This window comes from Streptomyces sp. RKND-216, from assembly GCF_004795255.1.
Lineage (GTDB): Bacteria > Actinomycetota > Actinomycetes > Streptomycetales > Streptomycetaceae > Streptomyces > Streptomyces hazeniae.
Genome location: NZ_SSBQ01000002.1, coordinates 2,833,490 through 2,848,599, shown reverse-complemented (window position 1 = coordinate 2,848,599; position 15,110 = coordinate 2,833,490). Strand labels below are relative to the sequence as shown.

Annotated in this window: 16 protein-coding genes, 2 tRNA genes and 1 pseudogene; 12 read left to right on the top strand and 7 right to left on the bottom strand. The window is 71.8% G+C overall.

From position 1 onward, the window contains the following. Positions 1-25 precede the first annotated feature (25 nt). The 5 genes from gyrA (at position 26) to E4198_RS12690 (ending at position 5,249) form a co-directional block, all read left to right on the top strand. Entirely contained in the window at positions 26-2,704 is a 2,679-nt protein-coding gene (gene gyrA / locus E4198_RS12710) for a DNA gyrase subunit A (RefSeq protein WP_247597655.1), read from the top strand. Positions 2,705-2,707: 3 nt separating this feature from the next. Continuing rightward, on the top strand, positions 2,708-3,268 hold the full coding sequence (locus tag E4198_RS12705; protein WP_136183252.1) for a DUF3566 domain-containing protein: 561 nt from the start codon (positions 2,708-2,710) through the stop codon (positions 3,266-3,268). A gap of 83 nt (positions 3,269-3,351) precedes the next feature. Further along, positions 3,352-3,425 (top strand) — tRNA-Ile (locus tag E4198_RS12700). A gap of 195 nt (positions 3,426-3,620) precedes the next feature. Continuing rightward, complete coding sequence (locus E4198_RS12695; RefSeq protein WP_023529481.1) at positions 3,621-3,755, top strand: DLW-39 family protein; 135 nt, start codon at positions 3,621-3,623, stop codon at positions 3,753-3,755. A 153-nt stretch (positions 3,756-3,908) separates the two neighbouring features. Then, positions 3,909-5,249 carry a hypothetical protein gene (locus E4198_RS12690; protein ID WP_136183251.1) on the top strand — a complete coding sequence of 447 codons (1,341 nt, stop codon included), beginning with the start codon at positions 3,909-3,911 and terminating at the stop codon, positions 5,247-5,249. A 70-nt stretch (positions 5,250-5,319) separates the two neighbouring features. On the opposite strand, the gene E4198_RS12685 is transcribed toward E4198_RS12690, so the two are convergent. Together E4198_RS12685 and E4198_RS12680 are read right to left on the bottom strand one after the other, a co-directional pair. Further along, positions 5,320-6,507 carry a serine/threonine-protein kinase gene (locus tag E4198_RS12685; RefSeq protein ID WP_136183250.1) on the bottom strand — a complete coding sequence of 396 codons (1,188 nt, stop codon included), beginning with the start codon at positions 6,505-6,507 and terminating at the stop codon, positions 5,320-5,322. Between the two features lie 2 nt (positions 6,508-6,509). Beyond that, on the bottom strand, positions 6,510-7,061 hold the full coding sequence (locus E4198_RS12680) for a DNA-binding protein (protein WP_136183249.1): 552 nt from the start codon (positions 7,059-7,061) through the stop codon (positions 6,510-6,512). 130 nt (positions 7,062-7,191) lie between these two features. Between E4198_RS12680 and E4198_RS12675 the strand changes: the two genes are divergently transcribed. Next, positions 7,192-7,264, top strand: a tRNA-Ala gene (locus tag E4198_RS12675). Between the two features lie 82 nt (positions 7,265-7,346). Here the strand turns inward: E4198_RS12675 and coaA are convergent. Further along, on the bottom strand, positions 7,347-8,354 hold the full coding sequence (gene coaA / locus E4198_RS12670; protein WP_136183248.1) for a type I pantothenate kinase: 1,008 nt from the start codon (positions 8,352-8,354) through the stop codon (positions 7,347-7,349). A 41-nt stretch (positions 8,355-8,395) separates the two neighbouring features. On the opposite strand from coaA, the gene E4198_RS12665 reads away from it, so the two are divergent. Then, complete coding sequence (locus E4198_RS12665; RefSeq protein ID WP_136183247.1) at positions 8,396-8,692, top strand: hypothetical protein; 297 nt, start codon at positions 8,396-8,398, stop codon at positions 8,690-8,692. Positions 8,693-9,183: 491 nt separating this feature from the next. Then, positions 9,184-9,894, top strand: coding sequence for a hypothetical protein (locus E4198_RS12660; protein ID WP_136183246.1), 711 nt, complete (start codon positions 9,184-9,186; stop codon positions 9,892-9,894). 25 nt (positions 9,895-9,919) lie between these two features. Here E4198_RS12660 and E4198_RS12655 read toward each other — a convergent pair. From E4198_RS12655 to E4198_RS12645, 3 genes and pseudogenes are all read right to left on the bottom strand, one after another. Then, positions 9,920-10,307: pseudogene (locus tag E4198_RS12655) on the bottom strand (nuclear transport factor 2 family protein). A 163-nt stretch (positions 10,308-10,470) separates the two neighbouring features. Then, complete coding sequence (locus E4198_RS12650; protein WP_136183245.1) at positions 10,471-10,674, bottom strand: DUF2191 domain-containing protein; 204 nt, start codon at positions 10,672-10,674, stop codon at positions 10,471-10,473. A 133-nt stretch (positions 10,675-10,807) separates the two neighbouring features. Next, positions 10,808-11,500 carry a DUF5324 family protein gene (locus E4198_RS12645; protein ID WP_136183244.1) on the bottom strand — a complete coding sequence of 231 codons (693 nt, stop codon included), beginning with the start codon at positions 11,498-11,500 and terminating at the stop codon, positions 10,808-10,810. Positions 11,501-11,823: 323 nt separating this feature from the next. On the opposite strand from E4198_RS12645, the gene E4198_RS12640 reads away from it, so the two are divergent. Beyond that, entirely contained in the window at positions 11,824-12,351 is a 528-nt protein-coding gene (locus E4198_RS12640) for a peptidylprolyl isomerase (RefSeq protein WP_136183243.1), read from the top strand. A 114-nt stretch (positions 12,352-12,465) separates the two neighbouring features. Further along, a complete protein-coding gene (locus tag E4198_RS12635; protein WP_136183242.1) occupies positions 12,466-13,374 on the top strand; it encodes a rhomboid family intramembrane serine protease in 909 nt (302 codons plus the stop codon). 275 nt (positions 13,375-13,649) lie between these two features. On the opposite strand, the gene crgA is transcribed toward E4198_RS12635, so the two are convergent. Beyond that, positions 13,650-13,907, bottom strand: coding sequence for a cell division protein CrgA (gene crgA / locus E4198_RS12630; protein WP_136183241.1), 258 nt, complete (start codon positions 13,905-13,907; stop codon positions 13,650-13,652). A 103-nt stretch (positions 13,908-14,010) separates the two neighbouring features. Between crgA and E4198_RS12625 the strand changes: the two genes are divergently transcribed. Then, positions 14,011-14,766, top strand: a complete 756-nt coding sequence (locus E4198_RS12625) for a DUF881 domain-containing protein (RefSeq protein WP_247597654.1) — start codon at positions 14,011-14,013, stop codon at positions 14,764-14,766. A 175-nt stretch (positions 14,767-14,941) separates the two neighbouring features. After that, positions 14,942-15,109 (top strand): hypothetical protein, encoded by a 168-nt coding sequence (locus E4198_RS24875; RefSeq protein ID WP_168711423.1) that lies wholly within the window; start codon positions 14,942-14,944, stop codon positions 15,107-15,109. The last annotated feature ends 1 nt before the right edge of the window (position 15,110 follow it).

Sequence of the window (15,110 nt, the reverse complement as noted above, 5' to 3'; positions counted from 1 at the left end):
GCTAGTTAAGGACTGACTTCGAAGCATGGCCGACGAGAATCTTCCTCCCGAGCCGCACAACCTGCCTGTGGAGAGCGCGATCGTCGACGAGACCGCCGGAGCCCGTGTGGAGCCGGTGAGCCTCGAGACGGAGATGCAGCGCTCCTACCTCGACTACGCGATGAGCGTGATCGTGTCGCGTGCGCTGCCCGATGTGCGCGACGGCCTGAAGCCGGTGCACCGGCGGGTGCTGTACGCGATGTACGACGGCGGCTACCGGCCGGAGCGCGGCTTCTACAAGTGCGCCCGCGTGGTGGGCGACGTGATGGGCACCTACCACCCGCACGGTGACACCTCGATCTACGACGCCCTGGTCCGCCTGGCGCAGACCTGGTCGATGCGGATGCCGCTGGTCGACTCGAACGGCAACTTCGGTTCGCCGGGCAACGACCCGGCCGCGGCCATGCGGTACACCGAGTGCAAGATGGCGCCGCTGGCCATGGAGATGCTCCGGGACATCGACGAGGAGACCGTCGACTTCCAGGACAACTACGACGGCCGCAACCAGGAGCCGACGGTGCTGCCGTCGCGTTTCCCGAACCTGCTGATCAACGGCAGCGCGGGCATCGCGGTCGGTATGGCGACGAACATCCCGCCGCACAACCTGCGGGAGGTCGCCTCGGGTGCGCGGTGGTACCTGGAGAACCCGGAGGCGAGCAACGAGGAGCTGCTCGAAGCGCTGATCGAGCGGATCAAGGGCCCGGACTTCCCGAGCGGCGCGCTGGTGGTGGGCCGCAGGGGCATCGAGGAGGCGTACCGCACCGGGCGGGGCTCGATCACGATGCGCGCGGTGGTCGAGGTGGAGGAGATCCAGGGCCGGCAGTGCCTGGTGGTCACCGAGCTGCCGTACCAGGTGAACCCGGACAACCTGGCGCTGAAGATCGCCGACCTGGTGAAGGACGGCCGGGTGGGTGGCATCGCCGACGTCCGGGACGAGACGTCCTCCCGCACCGGGCAGCGCCTGGTCATCGTGCTGAAGCGGGACGCGGTCGCGAAGGTCGTGCTGAACAACCTGTACAAGCACACCGACCTGCAGACCAACTTCAGCGCCAACATGCTGGCGCTGGTCGAGGGCGTGCCGCGCACGCTGTCGCTGGACGCGTTCATCCGGCACTGGGTGACGCACCAGATCGACGTGATCGTGCGGCGTACCCGGTACCGGCTGCGGAAGGCCGAGGAGCGGGCGCACATCCTGCGGGGTCTGCTGAAGGCGCTGGACGCGATCGACGAGGTCATCGCGCTGATCCGCCGCAGCCAGACCGTGGACGAGGCGCGCGGCGGCCTGATGGACCTGCTGCGCATCGACGAGATCCAGGCGAACGCGATCCTGGAGATGCAGCTGCGCCGGCTGGCCGCGCTGGAGCGGCAGAAGATCACCACCGAGCACGACGAACTCCAGGCGAAGATCGACGAGTACAACGCGATCCTGGCCTCGCCGGCCCGGCAGCGCGAGATCATCGGTGCCGAACTCACCGCGATCGTCGACAAGTACGGCGACGACCGCCGTACCCAACTGGTGCCCTTCGAGGGCGACATGTCCATCGAGGACCTGATCGCCGAGGAGGACATCGTCGTCACCATCACGCGTGGCGGCTACGTCAAGCGGACGAAGACCGACGACTACCGGGCGCAGAAGCGCGGCGGCAAGGGCGTGCGCGGCACGAAGCTCCGCGAGGACGACATCGTCGACCACTTCTTCGTCTCCACCACGCACCACTGGCTGCTGTTCTTCACCAACAAGGGCCGGGTGTACCGGGCGAAGGCGTACGAGCTCCCCGACGCCGGGCGCGAAGCGCGCGGCCAGCACGTGGCGAACCTGCTCGCGTTCCAGCCGGACGAGCAGATCGCGGAAATCCTGGCGATCCGCGACTACGAGGCGGTGCCCTATCTGGTGCTGGCCACCAAGTCCGGCCTGGTGAAGAAGACTCCGCTGAAGGACTACGACTCGCCGCGCTCCGGCGGCGTCATCGCCGTCAACCTGCGGCAGATGGACGACGGCCGGGACGACGAACTGATCGGCGCCGAGCTTGTCTCCCCGGACGACGACCTGCTGTTGGTCAGCAAGAAGGCGCAGTCGATCCGCTTCACGGCGAGCGACGACACGCTGCGGCCGATGGGCCGGGCGACGTCCGGTGTGAAGGGCATGAGTTTCCGCGAGGGCGACGAACTGCTCTCGATGAACGTCGTGCGGGCCGGTACCTTCGTCTTCACCGCCACCGACGGCGGGTACGGAAAGCGCACGTCGGTGGACGACTACCGCGTCCAGGGGCGCGGCGGTCTGGGCATCAAGGCCGCGAAGATCGTGGAGGACCGCGGTGAGCTGGTCGGTGCGCTGGTGGTCGAGGAGAGTGACGAGATCCTGGCCATCACGCGCAGCGGTGGCGTGATCCGCACCCGCGTGAGCGAGGTGCGGGAGACCGGGCGTGACACCATGGGCGTCTCCCTGATCAACCTGGGCAAGCGCGACGCCGTCGTGGGCATGGCGCGCAACGCCGAGGCCGGTCGGGAGGCCGAGGAGGTCGAGGCCGTGGTCGACGCCGCCGTGGAGGCCGCTGAGCAGGCGGCGGCCACCGGTTCCACCGCTTCCACCGGGACCGCCGAGATCGACGCGTCACCGGCCGATGGTCCGGCCGGTTCCCCGGCAACGTCGAGCGACGAGGAGTAAGGCGTGAGTGGTGCCCAGCCCCAGCAGGCGTATCCTCAGCAGCCCTCGCAGGCCCCGCCGGGTCCGCAGCCGCAGGTTCAGCCGCATCACCCGCCGCGGGCGTACGACGCCCCGGCGGGGGCGGAGGCGGAGGGCGACGGAGACGCCCCCGGCGGTCTGCGCAAGCCCCGCACGGGCGCGCGTACGGTCCCGCGCACACGCAAGGCGCGGCTGCGGGTGGCCAAGCTGGACCCGTGGTCGGTGATGAAGGTCAGCTTCCTGCTGGCCATCGCCCTGGGGCTGTGCACCGTGGTCGCGGTCGCCGTGCTGTGGATGGTCATGGACGCCATGGGCGTCTTCGCGGCGGTGGGCGGCACCATAAGCGAGGCCACCTCCAGCGACGGGTCCGACGGGTTCGATCTCCAGGGCTTCCTGTCGCTGCCGCGGGTGCTGACGTTCACCGGCGTCGTGGCCCTCATCGACGTCGTCCTGATGACGGCGCTGGCCACGCTGGGCGCGTTCATCTACAACCTGTCGGCGGGCTTCGTCGGCGGCGTCGAGGTGACTCTCGCCGAGGACGAGTGACCCGCCGCCGTCGCGGCGCCGGCCCGGCCCCGGAACCGATTTTGGGGCACGGCCCACAGTGCGCTAATCTTTCCGTGCAGCGCGGGGCTATAGCTCAGATGGTTAGAGCGCATCCCTGATAAGGATGAGGCCACAGGTTCAAGTCCTGTTAGCCCCACCGCGACGTCGGAAGGCCCGGCACCTCCCCGGAGGTGCCGGGCCTTCCGTGTCGTGTGCCCGGGCGAAGGGCGTGGTGGCCGGGCTTTGCGGCGGGAGGTGGGCCACGGCGGGTGTTCCCGTCGGCGCGGGGGTCGGTGTGGGTATCATCGGGCGCCAGAAGGTCCCATACGTCTATGAAGGACGAGGTAGCGCGGTGAAGAAGCTTCTCCTGGTCGCACTGGCCGCCGTCGGCGGGCTCCTCGTGTACCGCCAGATCCAGGCGGACCGCGCCGAGCAGGATCTGTGGACGGAGGCGACCGACTCCGTGCCTGCAGGTACGAGCGTGTGACCCCACAGCAGTAGTCCGCGAGGCCCCGGGTGCGAAACCGCGCGCGGGGCCTTGTCGTCCATGCCCCGCGAGACGCGGTGCGGGGCGCGGGGCCGGGAAGTGGTGAACGAGAGGCGGGGGCGTGGTGTGGTGAGACGGGGAACCACTGGGCGGGTGGCGGGGCGTGCCGTCCCGCGGGCCCTCGCGACCGCGGTCGTGCTGGGGGTGACGGCGGGCCTCCCGGGCGGTGCCGCCGTCGCGGACGCGGGCGACGTGCCGGCGTACCGCACGGCCGAGGATGCACAGGCTGTGGACGGGGCGCGGAGCAGCGCCGACGGTCCGCGGCTGGCGTCCGGCCGGATCTACACCGACGACATCGGTCCGGGCGAGGAGAAGTACTACACCGTCGAGTTGGACGCGGAGTCGCAGCCCCGGATCTCGGTCACGGCGCTGCCGGAGGCGGGCTCAAAGGTGGCCTACGGCGACGGCGTCAGCGTGCTGCTGGAGGGAGCCGACGGCACGTCCTGCGGCGAGGGCGAGGCCGACTTCGGCAGCAACGGCGCCGCCCGTCCGATCGCGGCCTGGGTCGCCCGTGTCACCGAGCCGGACGGCGCGTGCCAGTCCGCCGGCGTCTACAACCTCTCGGTGACCCGGGAGAGCGACCCGGCCTCCGGCCGGGCCGCGTGGCCGGTCGAGCTGCGTCTGATGAGCGAGCCGGGCCTGAACAGCCTGAAGTCGACCGAGGCGCCGGACACCGGCGACCTGCCGACCGAGCCGCCCGGTCTGCCGACGGGCACGGCGCGGCAGCTCGAGGGCGGCACGGGCTTCAACGACGCGGCCGGCATGGGCGAAGGCGTGTGGAAGGACCGGCTGCGACCGGGCGGCACCCGTTTCTACCGGGTGCCGGTCGACTGGGGCCAGTCGCTTGCGCTGAGCGCGGAGTTCGGCACGGCGAAGACCGGCGACGAGACCGCTTACACCTCGGACGGCGTGCAGGTCGCCGTGTACAACCCGGCTCGCGGCTACGTGGCGGGCGAGGGCGCCATGTACGAGGCGGACGCCCCCGCGGCCGTGCCGGTCCGTACGCCGCCCGCGGTGTACGGGCACCGGTACGCATACAACGACGAGGTGGCCGCGGCGTCCGTCGCCGGCTGGTACTACGTGGCCGTGCACGCGCACGCCGACCTCGGCCGTTTCGTGGACGGCACGGTTCCGGTGACGCTGCGCACCGAACTCGTCGGGAAGCCGGGCGACCCCCCGGACTATGCCGGAGATCCCGTCGCGGCGGGATTCGGGGTGAGTGACGCCGACCGGGACCAGGCTGAGGAGGGGCTGACGCCGCAGGCGGCGCGGCGCAGCGACACCCTGACGGTGGTCGGCTGGTCCGGCGTGGGCACCGGCACGCTGCTGCTGGCCGGGCTGGCCCTGTGGTGGGGCCTCGCCCGCCGGTCTGCGGGCGGGTCTGCGGGCGGGCCCGCGGCGGGTTTCGGCGCGCCACCCCCGCTGCGCCGCTGACCGGCGGGATCACCGGCTGCCGGTCACCCGTGGAAACGCCCGCCCACCCATCCCATCCCTGCGCGGGCGCTCAGGCGGCGGCGAGAGCCCAGACGCCCACGGCCAGGCACACCAGGGCCACCAGCAGCACCGGCACCGCGATCTTCGCGGGCGGCCCCTGCCGTCGTACGGGTGTCCCCGGCCGCCGGGCGGCCGGTCCCGCTGCGGGTGGTGCGGGCGGGGCCGTGGGGCCGGAGGCCGGTTGCGGTGCGCCGTACCCCGCGGTGAGCGTCGGGCTGTGCGCGACCGTCGGCGGCGCAGCCGGCCGGGGCGGCGCGATGTGGTAGCTCCCGGTGTCCGAGGCCGTGTTCGTGCCGCGACCGTTGGCCGTCTGCCGGGCGCTTTGAGGGCCGTCCGGCCCGAACCCCTCCGGCAGCGGGCCGAGATGGTCCCGCACCTCCACCGCGGCCGCACCGTCGCCGCCCAGCACTTCCGCCGCGCCCGCCAGGGCCTTCCGGGCGCCGGTGGCCGTACGGAAACGGTCCTGCGGGTCCGGGTGCAGCAGCGTCCCCACGACCTGCCACAGCGGTGCCGGCACCCGCGCCGGTGCGGGCGGCATGCCGCCCGCCCGCTCGTAGTCGTCCAGCAGGGCGAACGCGTCCGGCTTCTCCCCCGTCAGCAGGTAGAGCGCGACGAGTCCGACGGCGTACAGGTCCGCGGTGAAGTCCGGTTCGGCGCCCTGCATCTGCTCGGGCGCGAAGTAGCCGGGCGTGCCCACGATGAAGTCGGCGTCGGTGAGGCGCGGCTCGCCCTTGCGCATGGAGATGCCGAAGTCGGACAGCCGCAGGCGCGGCCGTCCCGTTCCGGTGGGCTCCAGCAGGATGTTGGCGGGCTTGATGTCCCGGTGCACTACGTCCTCCGCGTGCACGGCGGCGAGCCCGGCCAGCAGCTGGTCCAGCAGGACGCACACGTAGGCCGGGGGCAGCGGCCCGTAGTCGCCGATCAGGTGGGCCAGCGACCCGCCGCCCACCAGGTCCATGGTGAACAGCACCTTGTCGTCGTCCGCCGCCCAGCTCGCCGGGGCGAGCACGTGCGGGTGGTCGATGCGCAGCGCCTGCTCGCGGACGAAGCGCAGCAGTGCGTGCGCGTCCCGCTGCTGCAGCACCTTCGCCGCCACGTACCGCTGCCGCCGATGGTCCCAGGCGCGCCACACCGCGCCCGCCCCGCCGCGGCCGATCGGGTCGACCAGTTCGTAGCGCCCCGCGAAGACCTCCCCCATGGCTAGTTCGCGTGCTCCTCGTAGTGCTTGACGGCGTCCGCGGTGCGCCCGGCCCCGTAGACCCGCAGGAATTCCGCCAGTTCCGGGTGCCTGTCGGCCAGCGCGGTCGAGGCGTCGAGGATGTCGGCCGCGTCCGACACCGACCGCATCAGCGCCTGGATCTCCCGCACGATCCGCTTCACTGGCGTCTGCGAGGCGCCGGCCGTCCCGCCCTGGACCGTGTTGTTCAGCACACTGCCCCCGGCGGTGCGCTTGATCTCCTCCATGCGCGCGGTGGCGTTTCCGGCGCTGATGTCGCCGCGGGCCACCTCCCCGGCGAGCTCCTGGAGGGCCTGTACCCGCTGCACCACCGCGGGGTTGCCGATCTTCGCCCGCTGCCCGCTCATGAGCTGCGACAGCATGGGAGCGGACAGGCCCAGCACGGTCGCGAGGCGGGCCTGGTTGAGCCCGAGGTCGTCGATGAGCCGCCGGAACAGCGTTCCCAGCGGTTCCCCGTACCACTGGCTCTGCAGTTCCCGCGCTCTGGCGGCCGCTTCCTGCTGTGCTGCGTCCATGTGCCTCTCCCCGGGAACTCCCTGCGGACCTTCGCTGGCGCGAACTTGCGGTGCATCCTACGGAGGGTGATGGCCGTGGGGCGATACCCGGTCGGAATCTCCTGCCGCGACCCGGTACGCTGTCTCCAGCGGGGCCTTAGCTCAGTTGGTAGAGCGCCGTCTTTGCATGGCGGATGTCAGGAGTTCGACTCTCCTAGGCTCCACCGCAGCCGATCAGCGCGTCTCCCCTTCCGGGAGGCGCGCTGATCGCGTTCACGGCCCTTCCGCGCCCCTCCGGCCGGGTGTTCAGAGCTTGCGGAGGCGGATGCGGCGGACGGTGTGGTCGGGGGCCTTGTGGAGGACGAGGGTGGCGCGGCCGCGGGTGGGGACGATGTTCTGGCGGAGGTTGGGCTCGTTGACGGTGGCCCAGGTGTCGCGGGCGTAGGCGAGGGCCTCGGCTTCGCTGACGCGCGTGTAGGTGCGGAAGTACGAGGCGGGGTCACGGAACGCGGTGGCGCGCAGGGCGCGGAAGCGCTCCAGGTACCAGCGGCGGATGTCCTCGGTGCGGGCGTCGACGTAGACGGAGAAGTCGAAGTGGTCACAGAGGGCGAGTCGGGTGCGGCCGTCCTTGCCGGGAAGGGCGGGCTGGAGGACGTTGAGGCCCTCGACCACGAGGATGTCCGGCCGCCGCACGACAAGGCGTTCGCCGGGGACGATGTCGTAGGCGAGGTGCGAGTAGACGGGCGCGGAGACCTCCGGCAGCCCGGACTTGACGTCCGAGACGAAGCGGGTGAGGGCGCGGCGGTCGTAGGACTCGGGGAAGCCCTTGCGGCGCATCAGGCCGCGCCGCTCCAGCTCCGCGTTGGGGTACAGGAAGCCGTCGGTGGTGACGAGTGCGACGTGCGGGTGTTCCGGACGGCGGGCCAGCAGAGCCTGCAGGAGCCGGGAGACGGTGGACTTGCCCACGGCGACGCTGCCGGCCACGCCGATGACGAACGGTGTGCCGGGCTGTGCCCCGCCGCCGCCCGGGCCGTCGCCGAGGAAGGTGTTGAGCGCGTTCCGCAAGCCGTGGGTGGCGCCGACGTACAGGTTCAGCAGCCGGGACAGCGGCAGGTAGACGTCCCGTACCTCGTCGAGGTCGATGACGTCGCCGAGGCCGCGCAGGGCCTCCACCTCGTCGGCGGTGAGGGGCAGCGGCGTCGTGCCCGGAGTCGTCCCCGGGGCGCGGGTGGGAGGCACACCTCTGCGCAGGGCGCTCCACTCGGCGCGGGACAGGTCGACGTACGGGGAGGGCGTGGCGGTTCTGGTCGGCACGGACCCATTGTGCGGCGGGGGCGGCGGCGGTCCTCGAACGGGTGTCCGCAGCCCCCCGCGCGCCGGCGCTGCTCCACGCTACGCGGCGGCGCGCCCGGCTGGAACGCGCTCTCCAGTCGCTCGTACGCCTCGTGGAGGAGCGCGGTCTCCTCGTCGTCGAGGGAGAGCACCGCAGAGCGTTCCACGCCGCCCGCGCCGACGACGCACGGCAGGGACAGTACCGCCCGCTGCGGCAGGCCGTACGCGGGCGAGGCGGGCGCGGAGACGCTGAGGATGCGCCGTTCGTCGTGCACAGCACGCACTCGACGATGCCGACGGCGGCCGTGGCGGTCCCGTAGATTGGTGTAGCCCTTTGAGGCGGTGGATCTCGCGGCCGCGGGCGGGCGTGAAGTCGACCAGTTCGCGCTTCATCACCGCGAAGTCGACGTCCGGGGTCCAAGGGGAAGTCGGCGAGCCGCACGCCGCCGACATGGGCGGCGGACCAGACGCAGAAGGAGCAGCCGCAGTGCTCGCAGGAGGTCTCCGTCACCGACGACCTGGCTGCCATGGAGGGCGCCGCAGTGATCGTCCTCGCTGCCGGGCCCCCATGGCCGCCGGGCAGAGCCGGCTCGAACTGTGCGACCGCAACGCCCCGTCGTCCGCTCCCTCATGGCCGGGCTGGACGGGGCCGCACCGGACGCCGTCGTCCTCCTCGTCACCAAACCCGTCGACCTGCTCCTACGTCCGCGCTTGTGGCGCCGCCAGGCGCGGACGAGAGGGGAGGGCGAGGAAACCCGGAGCGTGTCCCGTACGTCACAGAGGCGACGACCGCGACGGAGGAGGCGCCCCCATGGGACGGGAAGCGGCGAGAGGGCGACGGCGGGGCGTGGCGTTCGTGGCCGCGGGCGCCCTGGCGGCGGGATCGGTGCTGCTGGCCACGTCGGGGGACGGAGCGGCGGACGACCGCTACCGCGGCTGCGGCGGCGCCGACGCGAACTACGATGCCATGTACCCGGACTTCCCCGCCGACTCCGCGCAGCAGTGGCTCTCCTACGGCGACCACATCGCCGTCTTCCACGCGCGGCCGGGCAGCGAACGGCGGGCGCGGGGCGTCGACGCCCCGCGCAGCGCGGTACTCGTGGTGGACGAGGTGCTGCACAGCCGCGAGGGGGCGAAGCCGCTGCCGGACTCCTTCCGCGCCGTGCTGTGGGAGGTGCCCTGCGACTCCCGGGTCCAGCCCGGGCACACCTACCTGGGCCTGCTCGTGTACGACGCGGTCCGCGACGAACCGGCCGCGTGGCGGCCGGTGCACGGAGGCGGCCTGCTCCCCTACGACGGGGAGTCCATCGGCACCGGGGAGATCGAGGGCAGGGCGGGTGAGACGCCGGCCGAGGAGCGGTCGCCGTTCGGCCTGGAGAAGCAGATGCACGGCGAGCACGCCGGGACGCTGCAGAGTCTGCTGGAGGTGACCGAGCCGTACGCGCTCGCCGCCCGGCACCCGGACCTGTCCCCCGGCGAACGTCACCAGCTGGTGTACAGGGCCCGCACCGGCGCGCGCTGACCACGCACGCAGACGCGGAGCGGGCTCAGACCGGCACGCTGGTGTCCGGGAAGGAGTGGTGCTCGTGCGCGACGACCCAGAGGCCGTCCTCCCGGCGCAGCCCGATGGTCATCCGCAGCCGGTTCCGCGGGTTCTCCGCCAGCTCCTCGGGCATGCCGCAACGCAGCAGGGCGTGTGGACAGGCGACGTCCTCGCCCGCGGTCACGTCGAGGACGGTGATCTCGAACGCCGCGCCCTGCGCCTGCCAGTCGAAGAACGGCGGCCAGGTGGCGCGGTAGGCGTCGATGCCGCGGGCGCCTTCGTACGGCGGCGGCACGTCGTACATCAGGATGTCGTCGCTGTGGTCGGCGAGCCACGGCCGGCAGGTCGCCGCGGTGCACGGCCGCCGCCCATCGCTCGATCAGCCCGCGGATCTCCTCGCGGTCGCGTCCCGGTCCCGGTGCATGGCCGGCTCCTTCCGTGGTGCGCCGACGGCTTCCACAGGGGTGGACCCCGGCGCGCCCCGGAACTCTTCGCGACTCTTCGCGACTCTTCGCGCCGGTCCGGTGGGAAGGGCGCGCGGGGTGCGGGTGCCGGTCAGCCCCGCTGGTCGTCCTTCGGCTCCTCGGCGACCTCGCGCAGCCGCAGGTCGGTGCGGCCCGTGCGCGCCTCGGTGCGGTGGCCGCGCGCGATGTAGTCGCGGACGACGGCCTCCACGGCGTCCTGCGGGGAGTTCACCCCGGCCAGGACCATGACCTCGACGGCCAGCTCCGCGTCGAGACTGACGGTGACCTTCGCCATGAACAACCCCCCAGGTGGTCGGAATCCGACTGTAGGCGGCCGGCGGGCACCCTGCCCAGAGGGCGTCCCGCGCACACCGCGGGGCGGGACCGGCAGGGCACCGGTCCCGCCCCGCGGGAGGGGGATCACCGCGTCAGCGGGCGTCCTCGTCGCGCTGCTTGGCCTCGACCTCCGGGTCGAGTACCGCACGGTCCGCCTCGTCCATCGCGGCCATCTCCTCGTCGATGACCTCGGTGGGCGGCGGCGGCTCGACCAGCCAGTCGGGGTTGGCCTGCTTGTCCCACCAGCGCCAGGCGGCGTACGCGCCGCCGGCCAGCAGGCCGAGCATGGCCAGCCGCTTGGCGAACCGGCCCGCGCCGGCCCGGCGGGAGCGGCGGCGGGCGAGCTTCTCGATGTCGCGGGCGCTCACCCCGTAGCGCACGGCGGCGAAGGCCGCTGTGCTGCGGGCGGCGGCCTCGCGGCCCGCCGGGGCGGCGGCCGAGCGGGCCTGCTCCAGGTGCGGCCGGGCGTAGTCGTTCGCCTGCTTCGCCGCCTTCCGGGTGTGCTGCGCGGCGCGGGTGGCGGCCTTGTCGACCTCCGGCGGCAGGGACTTGCGCGCCTTGGCCAGCCGCGGCACCACGTGCGCGTCGTAGTTGTCCCGGGCCGTGCTGCGCGCCTGATGCGCTGCGGACGACACCCTGGGGCCCAGGTACGCGCCCGCTTCGTGCGCGTAGTGGGAGGCGTTGTCCCGGGCACTCTCCGCGTAGGGCGCCACCGCCTCCGCGGCGTGCCGCACGCTCTCGATGGCGCTGTCGGCTGCGGCGCGGGCGCTGTCGATGCGGGTCACTTCTCCTCCTCGGTGGCGTGTTCAAGGCCGCGTCGGATCTGCTGCCGCCTGACGCCGGGGAGGCGCCGCGGCGTCCGGGGCCCTGAAGGAACGGCACTGTTTCGCCTTCCACTCGTAGCCAGGATCATGCCTGGCTACCGCCTGCGAAGCACGTACGGACGCGCCATTGGGGGTATGTGTGCCCGCGGGGCACGCTGGACCGGGGCCGATCCGGACCGGGTGGGACGCGGGCGGCGCCCGGGGCGGGGACGTGTCCGTCCGGCGGGGATCGCGGGCGTGGGAGGATCGGGGCAGAGTCGATGAGTACAGATGGAAGGTAGATCGTGGCTGAGCAGCTTTACGCCACCCTGAAGACCAACCAGGGCGACATCGTGGTGCGTCTCTTCCCGGACCACGCTCCGAAGACGGTCAAGAACTTCACGGAGCTCGCTGAGGGCGCGCGCGAGTGGACGCACCCGCAGACCGGTCAGAAGACCACAGACCGTCTGTACGACGGCACCGTCTTCCACCGGGTGATCAGCGGGTTCATGATCCAGGGCGGCGACCCGCTGGGCAACGGAACCGGCGGCCCGGGTTACGAGTTCGGTGACGAGTTCCACCCGGACCTGTCCTTCGACCGGCCCTACCTGCTGGCGATGGCGAACGCCGGTCCGGGCACCAACGGTTCGCAGTTCTTCGTCACCGTCGCGCCGACGGCCTGGCTGACCGGCAAGCACACCATCTTCGGCGAGGTCGCCGACGAGGCCGGCAAGAAGGTCGTGGACGCGATCGGCAGCACCCAGACAAACCCGCGCACCGACCGCCCGGTCCAGGACGTGGTCATCGAGTCGGTGGTCATCGAGCGCCGCTGACGCGGGTCGCGCACGTACACACGCCCGGCAGCGCCGGGAACCGTTCCGCCCCGCCGTCCGTACACCAGGACAGCGGGGCGGGGCATTCTGTAGGGGAGAGGGAGCGGAGCGCCCATGGATCGGCAGCACGGGTCGGAGCACGAGCCGGAACACCGTTCGGAGCACGTGCCGGCCGTCACCTGCTACCGGCATCCGGACCGGGAGACGGGCATCCGCTGCACGCGCTGCGACCGGCCGATCTGCCCGGACTGCATGATCTCCGCTTCCGTCGGCTACCAGTGCCCGCAGTGCGTGCGCGGCGGCTCCGGCACCGGACACAAGCCGGGGGCGAACCGGCCGCGAACCCTGGCCGGCGGCGCGGTCGCCGGGGACACCTGGCTGGTCACCAAGATCCTTCTGGGGATCAACCTTGCCGTCTTCGTCGCCGTCCTGGCCGTGGGCAGGCCGCTCACCGACGAGCTGCTCCTCTTCGGTCGGGCCACCACCGAGGCGTACGGGCCGCTGGAGGGCGTGGCGGAGGGGCAGTGGTACCGGCTGCTGACCTCGGCGTTCGCCCACCAGGAGTTCTGGCACGTCGGCATGAACATGCTGGCGCTGTGGGTTCTGGGCCCGCAGTTGGAGGCCGCGCTGGGCCGTGGCCGCTATCTCGCGCTGTACCTGCTGTCCGCCGTCGGCGGCAGCGTCCTCGCGTACGTGGTGTCCGATCCGCAGCAGGCGTCGCTCGGCGCCTCGGGCGCCATCTACGGCCTGTTCGGTGCGATGGCCGTGCTGGTCAGGCGGCTCCGGTACGACATGCGGCCGATCCTGATCCTGCTGGCCGTCAATTTGATCTTCACCTTCACCGTGGCGTCGATCTCCTGGCAGGCACACGTCGGCGGGCTGGTCGTCGGCGCGGTGATCGCTTACGCCATGGTCCACGCCCCGCGGGAACGCCGCGCACTGGTGCAGTGGGGGGCGTGCGGGGCGGTGCTCGCGCTGGAGGTCGTGGCGCTCGTGGTGCGCACGGCGGTCCTCATCGGGTGAGAACACCGGGTGAGGGCGGGTGCGCGCCGCCCCCGTCGCGCAAAGTTGTCCACAGGCGGGCGGGGATCTTGTGCATGAGTGAACCCCTACGGGTGCGGACTCGCGCAGACGTACGTTTTCCCAGTGGGTTCAAGGTTTCCGGCCGACCGTCGACCAGCGGTGACAGTCGGACCGGCGTCAACCTCAGTTGAGTTATCCACAGATCGTCTGAACTTTACCCAGGCTGTGGATCACCCTGTGGATAACTCAGGGGTGGGGGTTGCGGTCGCGGAAGGCTACTTCCACTGGGTGGAGACGACGAACCCGCCGGCGATGAAGCCGAAGCCCACCACGATGTTCCAGTTGCCGATGGCCTCCAGTGGCAGGGAGGCGTCGGTCACGTAGAAGACCACGATCCAGGCCAGCCCGATGCCGAACAGCGCGAGCATCAGGGGCGCGACCCAGCGGCGGCCGCCTCGACCGAGGTCGATCTCGGTCTTCTTCGCCGGCGGCGGGGTGAAATCGTCCTTCTTGCGGATACGTGACTTCGGCACGAGGGAGCTCCTGTCGATGCGCTTCGTTACCGCGCGGGGTGAATCGCTAAGGGTCTGGTCCGTTAGCGTAGTGCGTACCAGGCGTGGAGGGAGACTAGGGTACGTGTCCAGGATCCGCATCAGGCCTGCGCGGCTGGCGTCCATCGGGATCTTCGCCCTGGCCGGGCTCATCTTCTGGATCAGCTTCGACACCGCTGAGGGCCACAACATCCGCACCGACGAAACGATGCTGCGGCTGTCCGACCTGATACGCGAACGCAGCGACCGCAACGCGCGGCTGGAGTCGTCTGCCGCCGGCCTGCGCAACGACGTCGACGCCCTCGCCGAGGGCGACAACGGCACCACCGACGCCGAGCGCCGCGCCCTGCGCGACGCCAAGCGCGCGGCCGGCACCTCGGCCGTCACCGGCTCCGGCCTCACCGTGACGCTCACCGACGCCCCGCCGGACGCCGTGCCCCTGATTTCCGGCGTTCCCGACCCCTCGCCCAACGACCTGGTCATCCACCAACAAGACCTCCAGGCCGTCGTCAACGCGCTCTGGAAGGGCGGGGCGAAGGGCATCAAGGTCATGGACCAGCGCCTGATCAGTACGAGCGCGGTGCGATGTGTGGGCAACACCCTGATCCTTCAGGGCCGCGTCTACTCGCCGCCCTACACGATCACCGCTGTGGGTGACCCCGCCGACATGCGGCAGGCCATGGACACCTCGCCCTCCATCCAGAACTACCTCGGCTACGTCGACGCCTACGGCCTCGGCTGGGACGTGCGGCAGCACCGCAGGACGACCGTGCCCGGGTATTCCGGCACGGTGGACCTCCGGCACGCCGAGCCCGCCGAGCCCGCCGAGCCCGCCGAGTGAGGACGGCGGTTCGGGACGGTTCGCCCGGCCCAGTCGTGCCGACGGTGACGCACGGCACGTGGGTGCGCCGCGCGCGTATCCCCACTGACGCACACCCGCCGCGGCTCGCCCCTTAGTCTGGAGGCCGCGCCGCCGGTGGCGGCGGCGCGTGAGAAGGGAAGGACGGCAACACCGGATGTACGGCTGGATCTGGCGGCATCTGCCCGGCAACACCGTGGTGCGGGCGCTCCTCTCGCTCGTTCTCTCGCTCGTGGTGGTCTTTCTCCTCTTCCAGTACGTCTTCCCGTGGGTGGACCCGCTGCTGCCGTTCAACGACGTCACGGTCGACGGCGAAGGAGCGTAGG

Excerpts from the sequence above, each read along its gene's own strand:
- gyrA (WP_247597655.1), top strand. The coding sequence starts at position 26 with ATGGCCGACGAGAATCTTCCTCCCGAGCCGCACAACCTGCCTGTGGAG.
- E4198_RS12685 (WP_136183250.1), bottom strand. The coding sequence starts at position 6,507 with ATGGGGGAGGTCTTCGCGGGGCGCTACGAACTGGTCGACCCGATCGGC.
- E4198_RS12680 (WP_136183249.1), bottom strand. The coding sequence starts at position 7,061 with ATGGACGCAGCACAGCAGGAAGCGGCCGCCAGAGCGCGGGAACTGCAG.
- E4198_RS12660 (WP_136183246.1), top strand. The coding sequence starts at position 9,184 with ATGGGACGGGAAGCGGCGAGAGGGCGACGGCGGGGCGTGGCGTTCGTG.
- E4198_RS12650 (WP_136183245.1), bottom strand. The coding sequence starts at position 10,674 with ATGGCGAAGGTCACCGTCAGTCTCGACGCGGAGCTGGCCGTCGAGGTC.
- E4198_RS12635 (WP_136183242.1), top strand. The coding sequence starts at position 12,466 with ATGGATCGGCAGCACGGGTCGGAGCACGAGCCGGAACACCGTTCGGAG.
- E4198_RS24875 (WP_168711423.1), top strand. The coding sequence starts at position 14,942 with ATGTACGGCTGGATCTGGCGGCATCTGCCCGGCAACACCGTGGTGCGG.